Origin of the sequence: Nocardioides sp. zg-1228 (assembly GCF_017086465.1) — a bacterium.
In the GTDB taxonomy this organism is placed as follows: Bacteria; Actinomycetota; Actinomycetes; order Propionibacteriales; family Nocardioidaceae; genus Nocardioides.
The window spans coordinates 1,030,094-1,051,340 of the sequence record NZ_CP070961.1 but is presented as its reverse complement, the minus strand read 5'-3'; the positions used below and the strand labels follow the sequence as shown (position 1 = coordinate 1,051,340).

18 protein-coding genes are annotated in these 21,247 nt (G+C 73.7%); 13 read left to right on the top strand and 5 right to left on the bottom strand.

All coding sequences use genetic code 11. The annotated features are described in order from the left end of the window. Window positions 1-39: 39 nt before the first annotated feature. Together JX575_RS05010 and lpdA are read right to left on the bottom strand one after the other, a co-directional pair. Window positions 40-1,431: an NAD(P)H-quinone dehydrogenase gene (locus JX575_RS05010; protein ID WP_186341383.1), complete on the bottom strand. Its 1,392-nt coding sequence runs from the start codon at window positions 1,429-1,431 to the stop codon at window positions 40-42. Between the two features lie 10 nt (window positions 1,432-1,441). Then, a complete protein-coding gene (gene lpdA, locus JX575_RS05005) occupies window positions 1,442-2,845 on the bottom strand; it encodes a dihydrolipoyl dehydrogenase (RefSeq protein WP_186341382.1) in 1,404 nt (467 codons plus the stop codon). Between the two features lie 67 nt (window positions 2,846-2,912). Between lpdA and JX575_RS05000 the strand changes: the two genes are divergently transcribed. The 5 genes from JX575_RS05000 (at window position 2,913) to JX575_RS04980 (ending at window position 6,478) form a co-directional block, all read left to right on the top strand. Then, window positions 2,913-3,365 carry a gamma-glutamylcyclotransferase gene (locus JX575_RS05000; RefSeq protein WP_186341381.1) on the top strand — a complete coding sequence of 151 codons (453 nt, stop codon included), beginning with the start codon at window positions 2,913-2,915 and terminating at the stop codon, window positions 3,363-3,365. Window positions 3,366-3,410: 45 nt separating this feature from the next. Beyond that, window positions 3,411-4,223: a purine-nucleoside phosphorylase gene (locus JX575_RS04995; protein WP_186341380.1), complete on the top strand. Its 813-nt coding sequence runs from the start codon at window positions 3,411-3,413 to the stop codon at window positions 4,221-4,223. 7 nt (window positions 4,224-4,230) lie between these two features. Continuing rightward, window positions 4,231-5,028, top strand: a complete 798-nt coding sequence (locus tag JX575_RS04990; RefSeq protein ID WP_186341379.1) for an NAD(P)-dependent oxidoreductase — start codon at window positions 4,231-4,233, stop codon at window positions 5,026-5,028. A gap of 270 nt (window positions 5,029-5,298) precedes the next feature. Further along, on the top strand, window positions 5,299-5,451 hold the full coding sequence (locus JX575_RS19590) for a hypothetical protein (RefSeq protein WP_241005339.1): 153 nt from the start codon (window positions 5,299-5,301) through the stop codon (window positions 5,449-5,451). A gap of 34 nt (window positions 5,452-5,485) precedes the next feature. After that, complete coding sequence (locus JX575_RS04980) at window positions 5,486-6,478, top strand: aldo/keto reductase (RefSeq protein ID WP_186341378.1); 993 nt, start codon at window positions 5,486-5,488, stop codon at window positions 6,476-6,478. Window positions 6,479-6,506: 28 nt separating this feature from the next. Here the strand turns inward: JX575_RS04980 and JX575_RS04975 are convergent, their stop codons facing one another. Further along, window positions 6,507-7,826, bottom strand: coding sequence for a DUF2252 domain-containing protein (locus JX575_RS04975; protein ID WP_186341377.1), 1,320 nt, complete (start codon window positions 7,824-7,826; stop codon window positions 6,507-6,509). Window positions 7,827-7,864: 38 nt separating this feature from the next. Between JX575_RS04975 and tpx the strand changes: the two genes are divergently transcribed. After that, window positions 7,865-8,362, top strand: coding sequence for a thiol peroxidase (gene tpx / locus JX575_RS04970; protein ID WP_186341376.1), 498 nt, complete (start codon window positions 7,865-7,867; stop codon window positions 8,360-8,362). Between the two features lie 59 nt (window positions 8,363-8,421). Here tpx and JX575_RS04965 read toward each other — a convergent pair whose 3' ends face one another. Further along, a complete protein-coding gene (locus JX575_RS04965) occupies window positions 8,422-11,586 on the bottom strand; it encodes an amidohydrolase family protein (protein ID WP_186341375.1) in 3,165 nt (1,054 codons plus the stop codon). A gap of 232 nt (window positions 11,587-11,818) precedes the next feature. On the opposite strand from JX575_RS04965, the gene JX575_RS04960 reads away from it, so the two are divergent. Genes JX575_RS04960 through JX575_RS04930 form a run of 7 tightly spaced genes read left to right on the top strand, consistent with a single transcriptional unit; the run spans window position 11,819 to window position 20,502 of the window. Continuing rightward, window positions 11,819-12,979 (top strand): ABC transporter substrate-binding protein, encoded by a 1,161-nt coding sequence (locus tag JX575_RS04960; protein WP_186341374.1) that lies wholly within the window; start codon window positions 11,819-11,821, stop codon window positions 12,977-12,979. Window positions 12,980-13,008: 29 nt separating this feature from the next. After that, entirely contained in the window at window positions 13,009-14,091 is a 1,083-nt protein-coding gene (locus tag JX575_RS04955) for an iron ABC transporter permease (RefSeq protein WP_186341785.1), read from the top strand. Then, entirely contained in the window at window positions 14,088-14,939 is an 852-nt protein-coding gene (locus JX575_RS04950) for a heme ABC transporter ATP-binding protein (RefSeq protein WP_186341373.1), read from the top strand. The genes JX575_RS04955 and JX575_RS04950 overlap by 4 nt, the downstream gene beginning before the upstream one ends. Continuing rightward, on the top strand, window positions 14,933-16,132 hold the full coding sequence (locus JX575_RS04945) for a hypothetical protein (protein ID WP_186341372.1): 1,200 nt from the start codon (window positions 14,933-14,935) through the stop codon (window positions 16,130-16,132). The genes JX575_RS04950 and JX575_RS04945 overlap by 7 nt, the downstream gene beginning before the upstream one ends. Further along, window positions 16,129-17,577, top strand: a complete 1,449-nt coding sequence (locus JX575_RS04940; RefSeq protein WP_186341371.1) for a hypothetical protein — start codon at window positions 16,129-16,131, stop codon at window positions 17,575-17,577. The genes JX575_RS04945 and JX575_RS04940 overlap by 4 nt, the downstream gene beginning before the upstream one ends. After that, a complete protein-coding gene (locus tag JX575_RS04935; protein WP_186341370.1) occupies window positions 17,574-19,820 on the top strand; it encodes an Ig-like domain repeat protein in 2,247 nt (748 codons plus the stop codon). Before JX575_RS04940 ends, JX575_RS04935 begins: the two co-directional genes overlap by 4 nt. A 7-nt stretch (window positions 19,821-19,827) precedes the next feature. Beyond that, window positions 19,828-20,502 (top strand): biliverdin-producing heme oxygenase, encoded by a 675-nt coding sequence (locus JX575_RS04930; protein ID WP_206054519.1) that lies wholly within the window; start codon window positions 19,828-19,830, stop codon window positions 20,500-20,502. 97 nt (window positions 20,503-20,599) lie between these two features. Here the strand turns inward: JX575_RS04930 and JX575_RS04925 are convergent, their stop codons facing one another. Beyond that, complete coding sequence (locus JX575_RS04925; RefSeq protein WP_186341369.1) at window positions 20,600-21,247, bottom strand: MOSC domain-containing protein; 648 nt, start codon at window positions 21,245-21,247, stop codon at window positions 20,600-20,602.

The window sequence follows — 21,247 nt, the reverse complement described above, 5'->3', positions numbered from 1 at the left end:
CGAACGTCGAACCCCCGAGGTTACAGGGGGCGCGGGGACTCAGACGTGGTGCAGCCGGCGGGCGGCCTCGGCGATCGAGCCGCTCATCGACGGGTAGACCGTGAACGCGTGGGCGAGCTGGTCGGCCGTGAGCGACTCCGCGACCGCGACCGACACGGGGTGGATGAGCTCGGACGCGCGGGGACCGACCACGACTCCCCCGACGACGATGCCGGTGCCGGGCCGGCAGAAGAGCTTGACGAAGCCGTCGCGCACACCCTGCATCTTGGCGCGGGCGTTGCCGGCCAGCGGCAGGGTGACGACCTCGGCGGCGATCTCGCCGGCGTCGACGGCGTGCTGCGACCAGCCGACGGTGGCGATCTCCGGGGAGGTGAACACGTTGGAGGAGACCTTCTTGAGGTCGAGGGGCGCGACGGCGTCGCCGAGGAAGTGCCACATCGCGATGCGGCCCTGCATCGCCGCCACCGACGCGAGCATCAGCACGCCCGTGCAGTCGCCCGCGGCGTAGATGCCGCGCGCCGAGGTGCGCGAGACCCGGTCGACGGTGATGAAGCCGCCCTCGTCGACGGCCACTCCGGCCTCCTCGAGCCCGAGGTCGGCGGTGTTGGGCACCGAGCCGAGGGCGAGGATGCAGTGGCTGCCGGAGACCGTGCGACCGTCGGTGAGCGTCACGGTGACCTCGTCGCCGTCGCGGGTGACCGACTGCATGCGCGAGCGGCCGAGCACGTTCATCCCGCGACGGGTGAGCACGTCCTCCAGCACGGCCGAGGCGTCGGCGTCCTCACCGGGCAGCACCCGGTCGCGGCTGCTGACCAGCGTCACGTCGATGCCGAGCGAGAGGTAGGCGCTGGCGAACTCCGCGCCGGTGACGCCCGAGCCGACCACGATGAGCTTCTCGGGCACCTCGGTGAGGTCGTAGACCTGCTCCCAGGTGAGGATCCGCTCGCCGTCGGGCTGCGCGCTGGGCAGCGTGCGCGGCGCCGCGCCCGTCGCGACGATGACGGCGTCGGCCTGCAGCGTCTCCTCGCCGTCGGCGGTCGTGGCGACCACCGTCAGGTCGGGGCCCAGGCGGCCGCGGCCGGTCAGCACGCGTACGCCGTCGCGGTCGAGCCGGGCCGCGATGTCGCTCGACTGGTCGGCCGCGAGCTGCTTGACGCGGGCGTTGACCCGGGCCAGGTCGACGTTGATCGTCGTGGCCGCGTCGCCCTGGAGGTCGTGGAAGTTGACCCCGAGCTCCTGCGCCGTCGACATCTCGGTCATCAGCTCGGCGGTGGCGATGAGCGTCTTGCTCGGCACGCAGTCGGTGAGGACCGCGGAGCCGCCGACGCCGTCGGTGTCGACGACGGTGACCTCGGCCCCGAGCTGGGCGGCGACGTGGGCGGCCTCGTAGCCGCCGGGGCCGCCGCCGATGATGACGATGTGATCACTCATGCAGCAGGCCTCAGAGGTTGATCATGTGACCGGCGATGCCGTGGACGGCCTCCTTGACGGCCTCGCCCAGGGTCGGGTGAGCGAAGACGTTGCGGGCCACCTCGTCGGCGGTCAGGTCCCACTTCTGGGCCAGGGTCATCACGGGCAGCAGCTCGGTGACGTCGGGGCCGATCATGTGGGTGCCGATGATCTCGTTGTGCTCGGCGTCGGCGACGACCTTCACGAAGCCGAACGCCTCGCCGAGGCCCATCGCCTTGCCGTTGGCGGTGAAGGGGAACGTCGCGGTCTTGACGTCGTAGCCCTTCTCCGTGGCCTGGGCCTCGGTGTAGCCGAACGACGCGATCTGCGGCATGCAGTAGGTCGCGCGGGGCACGAAGTCGTACTCGACCGGCATCGTCTCGGCGCCGTTGATCGTCTCGGCGGCCACGATGCCCATCGCCTCGGCGACGTGGGCGAGCATCAGCTTGCCGGTGCAGTCGCCGATGGCGTAGACGTTGTCGACGTTGGTGCGGCAGTAGTCGTCGATCTCGATGGCCCCGCGCTCGGAGACGGCGACGCCGACGTTCTCGAGGCCGAAGCCCTTCACGCGCGGGGCGAAGCCGAAGGCCGCGAGGAACTTGTCGGCCTCGAGCACCTGCTCGTCACCGCCCGCCGCGGGCGCGATGGTGACCTTGACGCCCGAGCCGGTGTCCTCGACCTTCTTCACCGCGGTGGAGGTCAGCACCTTCACGCCGAGCTTCTTGTAGTGCTTGAGCAGCTCCTTGGACACGTCGGCGTCCTCGGTGGGGACCATCCGGTCGAGGAACTCCACGATCGTCACGTCGACACCGAAGTTGGCCATCACGTAGGCGAACTCCACGCCGATCGCGCCGGAGCCGCCGATGACGATCGAGCCCGGCAGCTGGTCGGTGAGGATCTGCTCCTCGTAGGTCACGACGTTGTCGCTGAGCTCGACGCCGGGCACGAGGCGCACCGTGGCGCCGGTGGCGAGGATCAGGTTGTCGAAGGTGTAGCCGGTGGTCTGGCCGTCCTTGTCCTTGACGTCGATGCCGGTCGCGCTGGTCAGGGTGCCCCAGCCGTCGATCTCGGTGATCTTGTTCTTCTTCATCAGGAAGTGGACGCCCTTGACGATGCCGGCGCTCACGTCGCGGCTGCGCTTGTGGGTGGGGCCGAACGCCATGGTGGCGTCGCCCTCGATGCCGTACTTGGCCTTCTCGTGCTGGAGCGTGTGCGCCAGCTCGGCGTTCTTCAGCAGGGCCTTGGACGGGATGCACCCGACGTTGAGGCAGACACCTCCCCAGTACTTCTCCTCCACCACGGCCACCTTCTGGCCGAGCTGGGCTGCGCGGATCGCGGCGACGTAGCCACCGGGGCCGGCGCCGAGGACGAGGGTGTCGAAGTGGGTGTCGGTCACCCGACCAGCCTAGTTGTCCTCCGCGCAGAGGGAACACCCGAGGTGGTGGCTGGTTATCGTGTGGCCCGTGACCCTGTACGCCGCCTACGGGACCAACCTCGATCCCGCCCGCATGGGGGAGCGCTGCCCCCACTCGATCCTGCACTCCACGGGCTGGCTCACGGGCTGGCGGCTGACGTTCGGCGGCGAGGAGCACGGCTGGGACGGCGCCCTGTCGACGATCGTGCAGGACCCCTTCGAGCAGGTGTTCGTGGCGGTCTACGACGTCACGCCGGAGGACGAGCGCGCGCTCGACGGCTGGGAGTCCGCCGACACCGGCCTCTACCGCAAGACCAAGGTGCGGGTGCAGACCCTCACCGGCGAGCTGGTGGTGTGGGCCTACGTCCTCGACGCCTACGAGGGCGGCCTGCCGTCGGCGTCCTACCTCGGCGTCCTCGCCGACGCGGCCGAGGCCGCGGGTGCTCCCGAGGACTACGTCGCCGCGCTGCGCCGGCGCGCCTGCCGCTCCACCGGCCTCTGAACGCCGGGGCCGGGCTCGGGCACCGGTCCGTCTAGAGTTCGCGACGTGAGCCATGCAGACGTCGCCCCCACGCCCTACCAGACCGCCGCCGAGGCCGCCGCCAGGCTCGCCGAGCTGACCGGCGTCGAGCGCCACGACATCGCCCTGGTCCTGGGCTCCGGCTGGCTCCCGGCCGTCGACGCCCTCGGCGACGCCACCGCCGAGATCGACACCACCGACCTACCCGGCTTCAGCGCCGCCGCGGTCGCCGGGCACAGCGGCAAGATCCGCTCCATCCGCAGCGGCGAGAAGAACCTGCTCGTCTTCCTCTCCCGCACCCACTTCTACGAGGGCAAGGGCGTCGCAGCGGTCGTCCACCCGGTGCGTACGGCGGCCGCGGCCGGCTGCTCGGCCATCGTCCTCACCAACGGGTGCGGCGGCCTCAAGGAGGGGTGGCAGCCCGGCCAGCCGGTGCTGATCTCCGACCACATCAACCTGACGGGCACCAGCCCCGTCGTGGGCGCCAACTTCATCGACCTCACCGACCTCTACAGCCCCCGCCTGCGCGCGATGTGCCGTGAGGTCGACCCCACGCTCGACGAGGGCGTCTACGTGCAGTTCCCCGGCCCCCACTACGAGACCCCCGCCGAGGTGCGCATGGCCGGCATCATGGGCGGGCACCTCGTCGGCATGAGCACCACGCTCGAGGCGATCGCGGCCCGCGAGGCGGGCATGGAGGTGCTGGGCATCAGCCTGGTCACCAACCTCGCCGCGGGCCTGAGCGGCGAGCCGCTCAACCACGAGGAGGTCCTCGAGGCCGGACGGTCCGCGGCCAGCCGGATGGGCGGCCTGCTCAGCCAGGTCGTCACCAGGATCTGAGGTCGGGGTGCGCGTCCTGGTCACCGGCGCGGCCGGCAGCATCGGTCGGGTCGTCACGGCCGGGCTCGTCGACCTCGGGCACGACGTCGTCGGCCTCGACCTGGTGCCCGCGCCCGACGGCACCCCGTTCGCCTGGCACGAGGCCGACTGCGCCGACGCGGACGCCGTCGAGGCGGCGTTCGCCGCGCAGCCGCTCGACGCGGTCGTGCACCTCGCGGGCATCCCCCGGGAGGCGTCGCTGCCCGACGAGCTGACGTCCCACGTCGTCACCACCGCGGCCCTGCTCGACGCGATGGTCGGCCACGACGTGCCCCGCGTGGTCTACGCCTCCTCCAACCACGCCGTGGGCCGGACGCCGCGTGCCGACGGCGAGCTGTCCGTGCAGGCCCTGCCGCGGGCCGACACCTACTACGGCGTCGCGAAGGTGGCGGCGGAGGCGCTGCTGCAGCTCTTCTCCGACCGCCACGGCCTCGACGTCGTGGCGTGCCGCATCGGCTCGTTCCTGGAGGAGCCGACGAGCGTGCGCAGCCTGTCGACCTGGCTCTCGCACGGCGACTGCGTGCGCATGGTCGAGGCCGCGCTCACCACGCCCGCGCCGGGCTACGCGGTGCTCTACGGCATCAGCGCCAACACCCGCGCGTGGTGGGACCTCGAGCCCGGTCGCCGGCTGGGCTACGAGCCGCAGGACGACGCCGAGGCCCACGCCGGGCGCGTCGAGCCCGGGCCGCACGACGACGCGGAGGCCGAGTACGTCGGCGGGCCCTACGCCACCGCGGAGGCGGTCCGGCCCGCGCTCGGCGACTGACCCGCGGGGCTTGACTTCGAGCACGCTCCAGGTCTCACACTGGTCCGATGACCGGCCTGAGCATCGCCGAGGCGGCCGCACGGAGCGGGCTGACCGCCCACACCCTGCGCTACTACGAGCGCGACGGGCTCCTGCTGCACGCGGTCGAGCGGGCCCCGTCGGGTCACCGCCGCTACACCGAGGAGGACCTGCGGTGGATCGAGATGGTCACCCGGCTGCGGGCCACCGGCATGCCCATCCGTGACGTGCGCCGCTACGCCGCCCTGGTGCGTGCAGGCGACGGCACCGAGGCCGAGCGGCTCGGACTCCTGCTCGCCCCACCGCGACGTCGTCGAGCGCGAGCTCGCCGAGGTGACCTCCCACCTCCGCGCCATCGACCACAAGATCGCCCTCTACGAGCACCAGGTCGCGCCGACCCCTTGACCTGGAGCGCACTCGAAGGCGAAGGGTGGTGGCCATGACCATCCAGACACGACAGATCGGCACCCTCACCGTCTCGGCGCTCGGCCTGGGCTGCATGGGGATGTCGGAGTTCTACGGCACCCCCGACGAGCAGTCGGGCATCGACACGATCCACCGCGCCCTCGACCTCGGCGTGACCTTCCTCGACACCGCCGACATGTACGGCCCGTTCACCAACGAGCGGCTGGTCGGCCGGGCCATCGACGGCCGGCGCGACGAGGTGCAGCTCGCCACCAAGTTCGGCAACGAGCGCAACCCCGACGGCTCCTGGGTCGGCATCAACGGCTCGCCCGACTACGTCCGCCGCGCGTGCGACGCCTCCCTCGAGCGGCTCGGCGTCGACCACATCGACCTCTACTACCAGCACCGGGTCGACCGGTCGGTGCCCATCGAGGAGACCGTCGGCGCGATGCAGGAGCTGGTCCAGGCCGGGAAGGTCCGCCACCTCGGCCTCTCCGAGGCCTCCGCCGAGACGATCCGGCGCGCCCACGCGACGCACCCGATCACCGCGCTGCAGTCGGAGTACTCGCTGTTCACGCGCGACCTCGAGGACGAGGTCATCCCGACCCTGCGCGAGCTCGGCATCGGCCTGGTCCCCTACTCCCCCCTCGGGCGCGGCATCCTGACCGGCGCCGTGACCCGTGAGTCGCTGGCGGCCGACGACTCCCGCGCGACCGGCCGCTTCCCGCGCTTCAGCGGCGACGCCCTCGACGCCAACCTGGCCCTCGTCGACAAGGTCCGGGAGATCGCCGCCACCAAGGGGTGCACCCCCGGACAGCTCGCGCTCGCCTGGGTGCTCGCCCAGGGCGACGACGGCCTCGGCGTCGCGCCGATCCCCGGCACCAAGCGGGTGCGCTACCTCGAGGAGAACGTCGGCGCCCTCGACGTCGACCTCACCGCCGACGACCTGGCCGCGCTGGAGCAGGCCGTGCCGCGCGACGCCGTCACCGGCGACCGCTACGGCGACATGTCCACCGTCGACGCCTGAGCGCGTCGCCCGCGCAGCCGGGCCCGGGTCACGTCGACGCGATCCCGACCCGGCCCTCGCGGAAGGCGTCGACGAACAGCGCGTGGTCGGCCCGCACGCGCTCGGCGTAGGCGATGCCCCAGTCGCCCAGCCAGGTCACGAAGTCGTTGCGGCGACCCTCCAGCGCGGCGGCGATCGCGGTCTCGACCTGGAAGTCCACGAGGTCCTGCTCGCTGTCCTCGTCGGAGGCGCAGTGGATCTTGGCGCTCGCCCGACCGAGCAGGTCCACCACCGACCGCATCTCGGCGGGCTCGTTGATCCGGCTCCAGTCGAGGTCGACCTCGTAGGGCGAGACCTCCGAGACCACGTAGCCGACGCCGTCGATGCTGGTGTGCCCGAGGAGCGGGTCGGTGTGCACCTGCAGCGCCCGCTGGCTCACGGCGGTGCGGTGGCCCTCGTGCTCGAAGTAGGCGTCGACGTCGCCGGTGTCGACGAAACGGCTCACCGCCGGCACGTTGGCCTGCTTCATGCTCAGCACCACGTCGTTGTCGAGCGCCTGGCTGTAGCCCTCCACGAGCACGTTGTACGCCGGCAGCCCGGCACTGCCGATGCCGAAGCCGGTCTTGCCGACGACATCACGCAGCTCGTAGAACAGGTCCCGGTCGAAGCGCTTGGACTCCGGGATCGTGTCGAGGTAGGCGCGGAACGCGGCCAGGACCCTCGTCCGCTCCTCGCGCGGCAGCCGTCTCGTGCTCGCGTCCTCGACGAAGCGACGGGTGCCGCGCTCCACCACCGTGAGGTCGTCGAGGAGGTCGGCGCGCCGCACCTCCCGCGCGAGCGTCAACGCGTCGAGGACCGGTCCCTCGGCGTTGTCGAGGCGGATGGCGAAGTCGTGGTCGTCGTCGGAGGCGACGTAGTGGTTGACCTGCGCGAGGTAGCTGCGTGCGTAGCGGGACACCAGCTTGCGGATCGCGTCCTCCGGCAGCGCCTTCTGCCAGCCGAGGAGGGCCAGGCTCGCCGCGAAGCGCTGCAGGTCCCAGGTGAACCTGCCGAGGTAGGCCTCGTCGAAGTCGTTGACGTCGAAGACCAGCCGGCCCGAGGAGTCGAGGTAGGTGCCGAAGTTCTCCACGTGGAGGTCGCCGTGGATCCAGATGCGATCCGCGCCGTGCCCGGCCCAGTCGTCCTCCTCGGCCGTCACGTCGCGGTAGAACAGGCAGGCGCTGCCGCGGTAGAACGCGTGCGGGTCGCGGGCCATCGTGCGGTACTTCGCGCGGAAGGCCTTCGGGTCGGCGCGCATCAGCGGGGCGAACGCGTCACGGAGCACCTCGATGATGGTGTCGCTCCGGTCGGCGGTGCGCGCGGTGGCCATGCGGGCACTCTAGGTCTGGTGGCCAGTAGGTTGGCGTCATGGCAACCACACAACTTGGCCCCAACACCATCAGCACCGTCGGCGAGCTCCCCGCCGTGGGGACGAAGGCTCCCGGCTTCGACCTGGTCGACTCCTCGTTCCAGCCGCTCACCGACGCCGACGTGGCCGGCAAGCGGGTGGTGCTCAACATCTTCCCGAGCATCGACACCGGCGTCTGCCAGGCGAGCGTGAAGCGGTTCAACGAGCTCGCGGCCGGCCTCGACAACACCGCGGTGGTCTGCGTCTCGCGCGACCTGCCCTTCGCCCAGGCCCGCTTCTGCGGCGCCGAGGGCATCGAGGACGTCCTGGTCGGCTCGGCCTTCCGCTCCTCCTTCGGCCAGGACTACGGCATCGCGATCGACGGCGGCGGCTGGGACCAGCTCTTCGCCCGCGCGGTGGTCGTCATCGACACCGACGGCACGGTGCTCCACACCCAGCTCACCGACGCGGTCGGCGACGAGCCCGACTACGACGCCGCGGTGGCCGCCCTGGGCTGAGCGCCCCGACCACCGGCGAGTGGCCGCGGACCCCGGCGGGTCCGCGGCCGCTCGTGTCCTCAGTGGTCGTGCCGGCCCTGGTGCGCCAGCGCCTCGTAGGCGTCGCAGGCGTGCGCGTACTGCTCGGCGACGACGTCGGGGTCGTGCCACCAGAACCTGCTGCCCGCGGAGGCGGGCACCCGGCTGCGCACCGACGTGGCGGGACGCGGCCCGGGCAGCGCGTCGCCGCGCTCGGAGGCCCGCACCCTGCGGAACGGCTTGAGCAGCTGGCGCGGGGTGTGGCGCTGTCCCCCCACCATCGTCATCCGCACCCGGGACGCGGCCTCGACGTCGCGCAGCGGGTTGCCCTGCACGGCGATCAGGTCGGCCACCTTGCCCGGCTCGAGCGTGCCGACGTCGTCGCTGACCCCGAGGTAGCGCGCGGGCGTGACGATCGCCGCCCGCAGCGCGGCGTACGGCGTCCACCCGTAGCCGACCATCTCCTGCAGGTTGGCGTGCACCCCGATCGCGACGTTGTCGAGCGGGCTGTCGGTGCCGACGAGCACCTGGCCGCCGGCGCGGTGGATGCGCAGCAGGGTCTGCACCTCCATGCACTCGGCGGAGGCGCAGTCGGGGTCCGTCGGCTCGGCGGCGTTGTCGGCGGTCGCCGCCAGCAGCGCCTCCCGCTTCCACGGTGGCAGCAGCCGCAGCCGGGGGTCACCCTCGAGCTCCCCGGCGGTGAGGAAGTCGGTGGTGAACAAGGTGGTGGTCACCGTGCGGTTGCCGCGGCCGTAGAGCGCCGGGACGTCGGCGTAGCTGTGGCCCGTCGGCGTGAGCGTGTGCGCATAGCCCAGCCGCTGGGTCGCGGCGAGGTGCGTCGTGCCGTCCTGGCCGACCATCGCGCCCGGCGTGAGGTAGTGCGAGGACGACGGCACGCCGAGCGCGTGGGCGGCCGAGACGACCATCGCCATCCGGGTCGCCTGGAGCCGGACGTAGGACTTCACGAAGTCGTAGTCCAGCTGCCGCGCCCGGGTCAGCTCGCGGCGCACCTGTGCGTCGGTCGTGGTGGGCCGCATGAAGTTGTAGTAGACCCGGGCCCCGTCGACCGGCTCGCCGGTGGCGTAGAAGCGCGGCCCGATCCGGGCGCCGGCGCGCAGCGAGTCGCGGTCCTCCATCGCGCGATAGACCTGGTCGCCCACCGACAGGGTCGAGGTGATGCCCCACGCGAGGCTGACCCGGCCCTGCCGGTCGCCGAAGAAGCGGGACTCGTAGGCCTGGTGGACGTGGGAGTCCATCAGCCCCGGCATGACGGTCAGCCCGGAGGCGTCGACCACGCGGCCCGAGCGGTGCGGGCGGTGCGGGGTGATGCTGCGGATCCGGTTGTCGACGATGGTGATGTCGACGTTGCGGCGCAGCGACCGGGACCTGCCGTCCCAGAAGCGGCCCGCGTGGACGACCTGGCGCCCGGTCCGGACCTTCGGGCGGTAGCGCAGCGGCACCTCCACGGTGCGCGCCCTGCCGGTGCGGGCGTCGGCGAGGCGCAGCCGGCCCTGGGAGAGGTAGAGCAGCCGGCGCGAGTCGCCGCTCCACGACGGCGCGTCGGCGACCTCGCGGTTGACCCGCCGCGGCGCCCCGGTCGGGGTGCCGGTCGCGTCGACGGCCATCACGTGCAGCTGCGAGCCCATCACGAACGCGATCTGCGCGCCGTCGGGCGACCAGACCGGCCCGTCGTCGCCGCGGGTGGACAGCGACGCGTGCCGCTCGCCCGGCTCGACGTAGCGCTGCGCACCGGTCGCGACGTCGACGACGAGGATCTGGCTCACGCCCTCGCGGAACCGCTGGGAGTAGGGCCGGACGGCGGCGAACGCCAGCGTCCGCGAGTCGGCCGACCACGTGGGCCGGCCGGGCCCGAACAGCGGCGTCACCAGCTCGCGCACGTCACCGCTCGCGAGGTCGAGGACGTACGTCGCGCCCGTCTCGTCCTGGAACGCCATCGACCTGCCGTCCGGGGAGAACGACGCCGAGACCTCGGCGGAGGGCAGGGCCGTGACCCGGCGCTGCGTGCCCGCGCGCAGGTCGCGGACGTAGACGTCCTGGGTGCCGGCCTTGTCGGAGCTGTAGGCGATCCGGCGGCCGTCGCGCGACCAGACCGGGTTGACCTCCTGGTAGGAGTCGCGCGTCAGGCGCCGCGGGGCGCCGCCGATCCGCATCACCCACAGGTCGTTGAGGGCGACGAAGAGCACCCGCTTCCCGTCGGGCGAGAGCTGGGGGGTGAGCACCCCGGAGAGGCGCCGCGGCCCCCGGGAGTCGAAGTCGTGCTGCTTCTTCGGGTAGGTGCGGCCGGTCAGCCGGACGTCGGCGCGGAAGCGGATCGAGGTGGTGGCCCCGGTCGACGCGACGACGGTGCGGATGCCGCCGTCGGCGGTGTAGAGGAGGCCGTCGGGCCCGGTCCACTCCGGGGTGAAGAGGAAGACGTCCTGGCCCTGGGTGACCGGTCGGCCGTCGACCATGAGGTCGGCGCGCGTGCCCTGCTGCTCGACGTAGGCGACCCGCTGGCCGTCCGGCGCCATCGCCGGGACGTTGAGGGTGACGCCCTGCGCCGGGCGGGCGACCAGCACCGTCGAGGCGCCGCTGCGGTCGGTGGCCACCACCTGGTTGTCGGCGACGTGGACCACCCGGGTGCCGTCCGGCGACCAGGAGGGCGTGAACTCCTGCCCCGGGGCGTCGGTCCACTGCGTGAGCGCGCCCGTGGCCACCTCGAGGCTCCAGATGTCGTAGCTGCCGCCGCGGTCGGAGGAGAAGGCGACGTGCGCCCCGTCGGGCGACCAGCGGGGCTCGCGGTCGTCGAAGCCCCCGCTGGTCAGCCGGGTCAGGTCGCTGCCGTCGGGTCGGATGGTCCAGATGTGGTAGCCCCCGTCGCGGTAGGCCTGGAAGACGATGCGGCCGTCGGGGCCGACGTCGGGACGTGCCGCCTCGTCGGCGACGGTCGTGAGCCGCCGGGTCGTGCCTCCGCCCGCGGGGACGCGGTGGAGGATGCCGTGCAGGTCCATCACCACGGAGCCGTCGGGGGCGATCGCCGCGGCGATGTTGGTGCCTTCGGTGAGGGTGACGGTGCCGGCGCGGGGCTGGGTCGAGCCGTCGTCGGCCGCGCCGACCGGTGGTGCTGCCAGTGCGGCGGCGACGGCCAGCGAGATGCCGACCGCGCCCGCGCGCAGCAGGCATGGGGTCCTTCGTGTCGTGTCCATGATGCTCCCGAGAGTGAGTGGTCGCCGTGGTGTGACCACCGTCACTGTGCGCATCGATCGCGGGGGCGCGCCACTCGCTCCGGGACCAGCGGTCGGACCTGTGCGGCGAGCGGTCGCGCGCGGCCGCGCCGTCATCCGGAAGGAGCGGGACACGCACCCGTGGACCGATGGTCGGTGGAATCAAGGTTAGGTTAGGCTCTGCTTACTTAGGCAAGGCTAACCAAAGGTAGACATGTCCCACTCCCCCGTTCCCCGAGGCGGTGGTCGGCGCTCGGGAACGACGCCCGCCCGCCGCGCAGTCACCTCGACCGTCACCTCGACCGTCACCGCGGTCGCCGCCGCGCTGCTGCTCGGCGCCTGCGCCCCCGTCGCCTCGCCGAGCGCCTCGGCGCCGGCCACCCCGACCGCGATCCCGTCGGTCTCCGACGTCGAGCCGCTGGCCGACCCGCGATCCTGGACGGGGGTGGTCGACATCGCGCTGCCCGACGCCGACGTCGCCCCGGTCGCCGACGACCCGACGCCGCGCCTGCCGGTCACCGTCACCGACGCGCAGGGCACGGACGTCACCGTGACCGACGTGTCGCGGATCCTCGCGCTGGACGTCCACGGCACCCTCGCCCGGACGGTCTTCGAGCTCGGACTGGGCGAGCGGGTGGTCGGTCGTGACACGTCCTCGCAGTTCACCGCGATCGCCGACCGCCCGCTGGTGACGGGCAACGGCCACGAGCTCAACGCCGAGGCGATCCTCGCCCTCGACCCCACGGTCGTGCTCACCGACACCTCTCTCGGCCCCTGGGACGTGGTGCTCCAGCTCCGCGACGCCGGCATCCCCGTCGTGGTCACCGACTCCCACCGCGGGCTCGACAACCTCGCGCCGCTGAGCAGCCAGGTGGCGGACGCGCTCGGCGTGCCCCGCGAAGGCAGGCGTCTCGGCGAGCGCATCACCGCCGAGGCGGAGGCGACCAGGGAGGCCATCGCCCGCCTCGCTCCGGCGAGGCTCACCGACCGGCTGCGCACCGTCTTCCTCTACGTCCGCGGCAGCTCGGGCGTCTACTACATGTTCGGCCAGGACTCGGGCGCCGACTCGCTCGTCGAGGCGGTCGGGGGCTACGACGTCAGCGCCGAGATCGGCTGGACGGGCATGCGACCGCTGACCGACGAGGGCCTCGTCGCCGCCCAGCCGGACGTGGTGCTCATGATGAGCAAGGGCCTCGACTCGGTCGGTGGCGTCGACGGGCTGCTCGAGCGGTTCCCCGCCCTCGCCCAGACGCCGGCCGGCGACAACGAGCGCATCGTGGCCATGGACGACGACCAGGTCCTCAGCTACGGGCCGCGCACCGCCGACGTCCTCAACGCGCTCGCGATCGCCCTCTACGCCCCGGACTCCCTGTGACGGCCCCCGTCCTGCGGCCCGCCCCGGCCGTGCATCCAGGCCCCCAGCCGCACCCTCGACCGCGGGTCCGCGGGGCGCGCCCGCTCGCGCTCGCGGCGTTCTTCGCCCTCCTCGGTGCCGCACTGGTGACCGCACTCATCGTCTCCGCCGGGTCGGGACAGCTGGCCGTCCCCGCCGACGAGGTGGCGGGGTCGCTGCTGCACCGCCTCGGCATCGACCGGCTGCCGCTGCCCACCCATCCCCGCGGTGACGACACCCTGTGGAGCGTGCGCTTCCCGCGGGTGGCGATGGCGGCCCTGGTCGGCGCCGCGCTCGCGGTCGCCGGAGCCCTGATGCAGGGCGTCTTCGGCAACCCGCTCGCCGAGCCCAGCATCGTGGGCGTCTCGTCCGGCGCCGCCGTCGCCGCGGCGACGGTCATCGTCTTCGGGCTCACCTTCGCCGGCGACTGGACCGTCGCCGTCGCCGCCTTCGCCGGAGGCCTGCTCACCACCCTGGTCGTCTACGCGCTCGCCCGCTCCGGCGGTCGTACCGAGGTGGTGACGCTCGTTCTCACCGGCATCGCGGTCAACGCCGTGGCGGGCGCGCTGCTGGCGATGCTGATGTTCCTCGGCGACACCCAGGCCCGTGAGCAGATCGTCTTCTGGCAGCTCGGCAGCCTCAACGGCAGCCGGTGGCCCTACGTCGCCGTCGTCGCCCCGCTCACGGTCCTCGGCATCGCCCTGGCGCTGCTCAGCGCGCGCAGCCTCGACCTGCTGGCCCTCGGCGAACGCCCGGCCCGCCACCTCGGCGTCCACGTGGAGGGCCTGCGCATCGGCCTGATCGTCGTCGTCGCGCTGCTCACCGCCGCCGCCGTGTCGTTCTGCGGGATCGTGGGGTTCGTCGGGCTCGTCGTGCCCCACCTCGTGCGGATGGTGACCGGGCCCGGCCACCGCCTGGTCCTGCCGGCCTGCGTGCTCGCGGGCAGCCTGGTCCTCGTCGTGGCCGACCTCGCGGCGCGCACGCTGGTCGCCTACTCCGACCTCCCGCTCGGCATGCTCACCTCCCTCGTCGGCGGCCCGTTCTTCTTCTGGCTCCTGTGGCGCACCCGTCGTACGTCGGGCGGGTGGGCATGACCGCCGCGCGACACACCACCGCCGAAGTGGGCACCGCCGTCGCGTCCGTGCGAGGTGTGACGACGTCCTTCGGCACCCGCCGCGTCCTCGACGACGTCGACCTCGACCTCCACGCCGGCGAGGTGCTCGCCCTCGTCGGGCCCAACGGCACCGGCAAGTCCACCCTGCTCGCGGTCGTCGCCGGGGACCTCGAGCCGGAGCGCGGCGCCGTCACGGTGCACGGCCGCCCGGTGCGGCAGTGGCGTCTCCAGGCACTCGCCCGGGAGCGCGCCGTGCTCACGCAAGAGCAGCGCGTGTCCTTCCCGTTCCCCGTGCGCGAGGTCGTCGAGATGGGCCGCGCGCCGTGGCGCGGCCACCCCGAGGAGGACCTCGACGACCTCGAGGTCGCCGCCGCGATGCAGACCACCGAGGTCGAGCACCTCGCCGTCCGCTCCTTCGGATCGCTCTCCGGCGGCGAGAAGGGCCGCGCCTCCTTCGCCCGCGTGCTCGCGCAGCAGACGGGGATCCTGATGCTCGACGAGCCGACCGCCGCGCTCGACATCGGGCACCAGGAGACCCTGCTCGCCACCGCCCGCCGGCGTGCCGCTGCTGGGGCCGCCGTCCTGGTCGTGCTCCACGACCTGACGCTCGCGGCCGCCCACGCCGACCGGATGGTGCTGCTGGAGGACGGCCGCGTGGCGGCCGTCGGCACCCCCCGCGAGGTACTCGACCCGGCGCTGCTCACCCGCGTCTACCGCCACCGGATCGAGGTGGTGGCCCACCCGCGCACCGGCGACCCGATCGTCCTCGCCGACCGCAGGCCCGCCCCTGCCCTCGACGACCCGTTGTCCCAGGAGGACCCGTGCTGACCCACCGCCGCACCACCCGACACGCCGCGGCCCTCGCGAGCGGCGTCCTCGCCCTCGGTGGCGTGCTCGTCACCGCCAGCCCGGCGCACGCCGAGGCGCGGATCGGCATCAGCAACGACCACGGGACGGCGCTGGCCGACGACGGCCGGGCGACGACCTTCACGGTCCGCGGGTCGGGGTTCCAGGCGGTGACGGGCGGCTTCGGCGGCGTCTACGTCGCGTTCGGCTGGGTCCGCGACCCGGCGGGCGGCGGGTGGCGGCCCTCGCGCGGCGGGGTGACGGGCCGCGACTACCGCTACGTCCCCGACTCCGAGAGCGGGGACAACGCCGGCTACCTCCGCTTCGTCTCCTTCCCCGGCAGCTCCACCACCGGCGAGGCGCAGGCGGTGATGACCCGGGCCGGCGCGTTCACCGTCTCCCTCACCGTGCCCGGGCCGACGTTCCGGGCCGTCGACCGCGACGGCGACCTGGTCGACGTCGACTGCCGCGCGGTCACCTGCGGGGTGATCACCTTCGGCGCCCACGGGCTGAAGAACGCCCGCAACGAGACCTTCACCCCGATCCGCTTCGGCGCGGCCCGGGCCGACGACGCGGCGCCGACCCAGACGCAGACGCAGCCGACGCCGGAGCGGTCCGACGAGGCCGTGAGCGCCGGCGACGGCCGGACGACCGGGACCGGGGCCGAACCGTCCCTGCGAGCGGCCGGAGGGGCCGGGTCGCCCGGTCGCGACGACGCGCGGCGCGGTCGCCCGACGGTCCTCACCGAACGGCAGACGGCGCAGGCCGGCCGGGCGCTCGCCTTCACCGGGCGCGGCTTCGAGCCCGGCGAGCAGGTGCTCGCCCTCCTCGACGACGGCGTGGTGGCCCTCGGTCCCCTGGTGGCGGGAGCGGCGGGGGACGTGGCCGGCGTGATGTCCCTGCCCGTGGACATCGCCGGGGGCACCCACGAGCTGCGGCTCGTCGGCGCGGCATCCGGGGCGCGACCGCGCGAGCGGTTCCCGGTGCGGGCGGCGGCCCCTGCTGGGTCGCCGGCCGACGCCGCCCCGGTCGCCGACGACGACGGCGACGTGGCCGCGACGGCGTTCGTCGCGCTCGCGGGACTCGCTCTCACCGGCTCCCTCGTCCTGCTCGTCCTGCGCCTGCGATTGCGTCGCCGCCTCCGGCGCCCGGTCGCGGCCGAGGCCGTGGCATGAGCGCCGCCGCTCGCGGTCGTACGACCGCCCGGACCGGGGTCGTCGCGCTGGCCGCCACCGCGCTGACGACCCTCGCCGTGCTGCTGCTCGCGGTCGCCCCCTTCTCCCCGGCCGTCGAGCCGGCCCGGGGAGCGGCCCCGGCGGGCGGCGAGCCGTTCGCCGTCACCGGCGCGCAGCTGCGGTGGGGCCTCTCCAACGAGGCCAACAACCGGGCCTTCGCCCCCCAGAGCCACAACTTCCTGTCCGCGGGCGTCGTGCCCGACCCGGGCCGCGGCGGCACGACCCTGCCGCCGAGCGCCTGGAAGGCGGCCGACGGCAACGTGCGGATCGAGAAGCAGCAGGCCGACGGCTCGTACGCCGCTGCCACGTGGGCCGGGCTCACCACGACCCCGCAGGGCACGGCCATCCCCAGCCCGACCAGCGGCCGGTTCAGCAACCACCAGGTGGTGCTCGACGCGGGCGCCGGCACGGTCGACCCCGCCGCCGGATCCGCCACCATCTCGTGGACGGGGTCCTTCTCGGTGGTCTTCTACTCCGGGCTCAGCTACTTCACCGTCACCGACCCGACCCTCGAGGTGGCCCCCGAGCGGGCCCAGCTGACGGCGACCCTCGGCGGCCACGCCTCCGACATGGACGACCAGTCGCAGTGGACCCCGCTGCCGCCCACCCGGGTCGTGCTGGCGGACCTGCCGCGTGCCGAGGTCGACCTCGCCGCCTCCGACGGCTTCGCCAGCACGCCGGCCTACCTCGGCGTCGCCTGGCAGGCACCCTCCGATCAGGCGACCCAGGTGGGCGGGCCCTGGAAGGGAGCCTTCCCCAGCAGCTTCCTCGACTTCCTCGCGAGGGCGGGCACGGCCGGCTACTGGTACTCCACCGGTGGCGCCACCGACGCCTTCAAGCCGGCCCTCCCCCTCACGGTGAGCTGGGCGGGCGCGCCCGTCGCGACCCCCACGCCCACCCCGACGGCCCCGCCCACGAAGGGCTCAGACACCTCGCCCACCACGGGCCCGACCAAGGGCCCGACCAAGGGATCAGGGCAGGGATCGGGCCAGGGATCGGGCCAGGGATCGGGCCAAGGACCGACGAAGACGCCCACTGCCAACCCCACCACGAGCCCCACGACTCCCCCGCTCGCGACGCCCACGGCCCGCCCGGGCGACATGACGGCGCCGGACCCCGACGGGCTGGCCGGCGCCGATCCCGGCGCGGCCGACCCGGACGCCTCCGGCGCCGCTGCCGCGGGGGTGGGCGGCACGCCACTGGCCGTCCAGCCGCTGCAGGTCCCGGCCACCACCTCCGACCCCCCGATGCCGGCCGCAGCCGCGGCCGGCGAGACCGAGACCCACACCCTGTGGCTGCTCGGCTGCGTGCTGCTCCTCGGAGCGCTCGCAACCACCCTGATCAGCACCACCCTGGTCAGCAACCCTGTGGAAGGAAAGAAATGAAGCACGCGCACAGCGGCACCCGCCGCTCCGTGGGCAGCATCGCAAGCCTGGCGCTCCTCGCCGGGGGGATCGCGGTCCTCGCGAGCCCCGCGCCGGCGCAGGCGGCGACCACGACCATCGACCACGCTGAGCTCCGCTGGGACCTCAACCAGGAGAGCACCGGAGGCGCCTTCGCGCCGGGCACCTGGAACCTGTTCTCCGCGGGCAGGCTGCACGACCCCGGCGCCGGCTCCCAGACCCTCACGGTCTCCGACCGGGGCGCCACCTGGACCAACGGCAGGCCGGCCGGGTGGTCGGCCAGCGAGGGCAACGTCACCATCGAGGACAAGCAGGCCGACGGCAGCTACGCCCCTACCACCTGGCAAGGCACCAGGACCAACGCGGCGGGCCAGACCGTCAACGCCGGCGCCACCCTGTCGGAGAACGTGGTCTCCTTCGCCAACGGGACCGGCACGGTCGACCCGGCGACGGACACCGGCACCATCTCGTGGGACGGCGACTTCACGGTCGTCTACTACTCCGGCATGTCCTTCTTCCACGTGTCCGACCCCGAGCTGAGCGTCACCGACGGCAACGGCACCCTGACCGCCACGCTCAGCGGGTACGGCTCGCAGATGGGCGACCAGTCGCAGTGGAGCGCCCTCCCCGCGACCGAGGTCACCCTCGCCGACCTCACCGGCGTCGACCTCACGACCAGCGGGCTCACCGTCACGCCCGACTACCTCGGCGTCACCGTCGACACGGCGCCGGGCACCACCCCGCAGTCGACGGCCGACCCGACGACGTCCGGCTCCTTCCCGCAGTCGTTCATCGACTTCCAGGAAGCGGTCGGGACGGCGTCGTACTGGTACTCCAGCGGCGGCAGCGTCGACGCACGCAAGGTTGCCACCCCGCTGTCCGTCGCGTGGGCGCCCCGGGTCACCGTGACCCGCACGACGCTGCTCCCGACCGGTGAGCAGGAGGTGACGGTCGAGGGCACGGGCTTCGACCCGGCCCTCGCCACCGGCACCCGCCCGCCGCTCGCCGGCAAGCCCGGCGGCGCCTACATCGCCTTCGGCCGCTACGCCGACGTGTGGCGTCCCTCGGCGGGCGCACCGTCCACGGCGCGGGTGAACCAGGGTGGCGCGGGCCTCAGGTGGGCCGTGCGCGCCGAGGACGTCGCGGCGCTCGGCAGCCAGGCCTCGTCGGCGGTCGTGCTCGACCCCGACGGCAGCTTCACCGCGACGCTGGTCGTGGACAAGGCAGCGATGGACGCCGCCGCGACCTCGGGCAACTACGGCATCTACACCTACCCGGGCTCCGGCGCGACGCAGGCGCTCTACGAGACCTTCACGCCGATCAGGTTCGCCGACTCCGCTGCCACGGTCGAGGTCGACGCGCCGGCCGTCGTCTTCGGCGACGACCAGCTCGTCACCGTCGACGTGACCGGGTCGGGGAGCGGCACGGTCACCCTCCGCGAGGGGGAGGCCGTCCTGGGACGTGCCAGCCTCGACTCCGGCGCCGCGGTCCTCCGGCTGCGCAGGCCCGGGGCCGGCGCCAGGCACCTGTCGGTGACGTACTCGGGAGACCCCGCCACCGCCGGCGCCACCACCACCACGACCGCGACGGTCGCCAAGGCCGTCCCGGCGATGACCGTGCGGGCGCAGGGTGCCACCGCGCCCGAGCCGGTGTCCGTCTCGGTGGCGCTGCCCGCCGCCGCGACGGGTGTGGTGAGCCTCGCCGAGGGAGCCACCGCCCTGGGCTCCGCCGACATCGTCGGCGGCACGGCTGAGCTGGCCGTCGGCGGGCTCGCCGTCGGTCCGCACACGCTCACCGCGACCTACGCCGGCGACCGCAACCACGAGGCCGGCACCGCGACGACGACGGTCACGGTCACCGCACCGGCCCCGGCGCCCGTCCCGGCGCCCGTCCCGACTCCCACGCCCACCCCGGTGCCGCAGCCGGGCACGCTCGGGGGGCCGGCGAAGGGCATCGCGACGCTCACGTGGGGCAGCAGGCCCCGGGCCGGCAAGCGCGGCACCGCCGTCGTGACGGTCAGCGAGCTCGCCACCGGCAGGGCGACGGTGCTCGTCCGCACCGCGAAGGGCAAGAGGGTCGCGTCGCTGAAGGTGCGGATCAAGGCCGGCACGGTCCGCGCGAGGCTGCCCAAGCTCCCCGCCGGGAGGTACTCCCTGGTGGCAAAGGTCCCTGGCAACGACGCCGTGGGCAAGGCGAAGGTGACCCGCACCTTCCGAGTCAAGTGAGGACGTCATGACGATGCTCGACCCGGCTCCGGCCACCGCTGCACTCTCCATCGCGATGCGCGACGGCTCCCAGGAGGCCCACACCGAGGCGGAGGGCTCGGCGTTCATGGCCGAGCTCACCTCGGCGCGCATCAACGCGCTGGGCGTGCGTGACTACCTGCTCCGATTCCGCGAGGTCTACCGCACGCTGGAGGCGCTCGGCACCGAGCTCGCCGGCGACCCCGCCGTCGCCGCGGTCGTCGACCCGGCGCTCGACCGGCTCGCCGCGATCGAGGAGGACCTCGCGTTCTGGGCGCAGGCCGCCGGCGCGCCCGCGCCCGCGGAGTTCCACAGCCCCGCGACCGACGCCTACGTCGCCCGGCTGCACGAGGTCCGTACGTGCGCGCCGCTGTTCGTGGCCCACCACTACACCCGCTACCTCGGCGACCTCTCCGGCGGTCAGGTCATCGGCCGCGTCCTCGACCGCGAGCTCGGGCTGGAGGGTCGGGGCACGGCGTTCTACGCCTTCCCCGCGATCGCGAAGCCCAAGCCCTACAAGGACCGCTACCGCGCCCGCCTCGACGCCCTCGACCTCACGGCCGAGCAGCAGCGCGCGGTCGTCGGCGAGGTGAGCGTCGCGTTCGCGCTCAACCAGGCGGTCTTCACCGAGCTGGGCGCCGACCTGGCGACCTACCGCCGCTGATCGGGCCGCGTCCCCGCTGGACACGTCGTATCCGACGTGTTGAGCGGGGACGAGCCCGCTTGAGCCGGGGTCAGCCGGGGTCAGCTCCTCCGGGCCCTCAGCTCCTCCGGGCGAGCAGCCAGGCGTGCTCGGCGGCCGGCAGCACCTCGGCCTCGAGGAGGACCGCGGCGAGCTGCCTGTCGCCCATGAGCGCGCGGAAGTAGATCGGCAGGGTCAGCCCGTGCCCCGGCCGGTGCACGACCTCCACCGGGTCGCCCGCCCGGATCGCACCGGGATCGAGCACCGCGAGATAGGCACCCGTCAGGCCGCGCTCGGCGAAGCGACGCACCCACGCGCGCTCGGCCATGTGCTTGGCGAACGTCGCGCACGGGATGCGCGGGCCGCAGACCTCCAGGAGGGTCTCGCCGACCTGCCAGCGCTCCCCCACCTCGGCCGTGTCGACCGCCAGGCCGAGCGTCGTGAGGTTCTCCCCGAACATGCCGTCGGCCAGGTCGCGGCCGAGGTGCTCGCCCCACCAGTCGAGCTCCTCGCGGGCGACGGCGTAGACGGCCTGGGTGGTGCCGCCGTGGTGCCTGCGGCTGATGACCGCGTCGCCGACGACCCCGCTGCCGAGGCCACCGCGCTTGGGCCCGGGGTCGCGGACCTCGATGACCTCGACCGGGCGCTTGTGGATGCCGCTGGGGCGCTTCAGCCCCGGGACCGGCTCGGGGCTGCCGGCGTTGACGGAGCGGACCCGGGCTGGCAC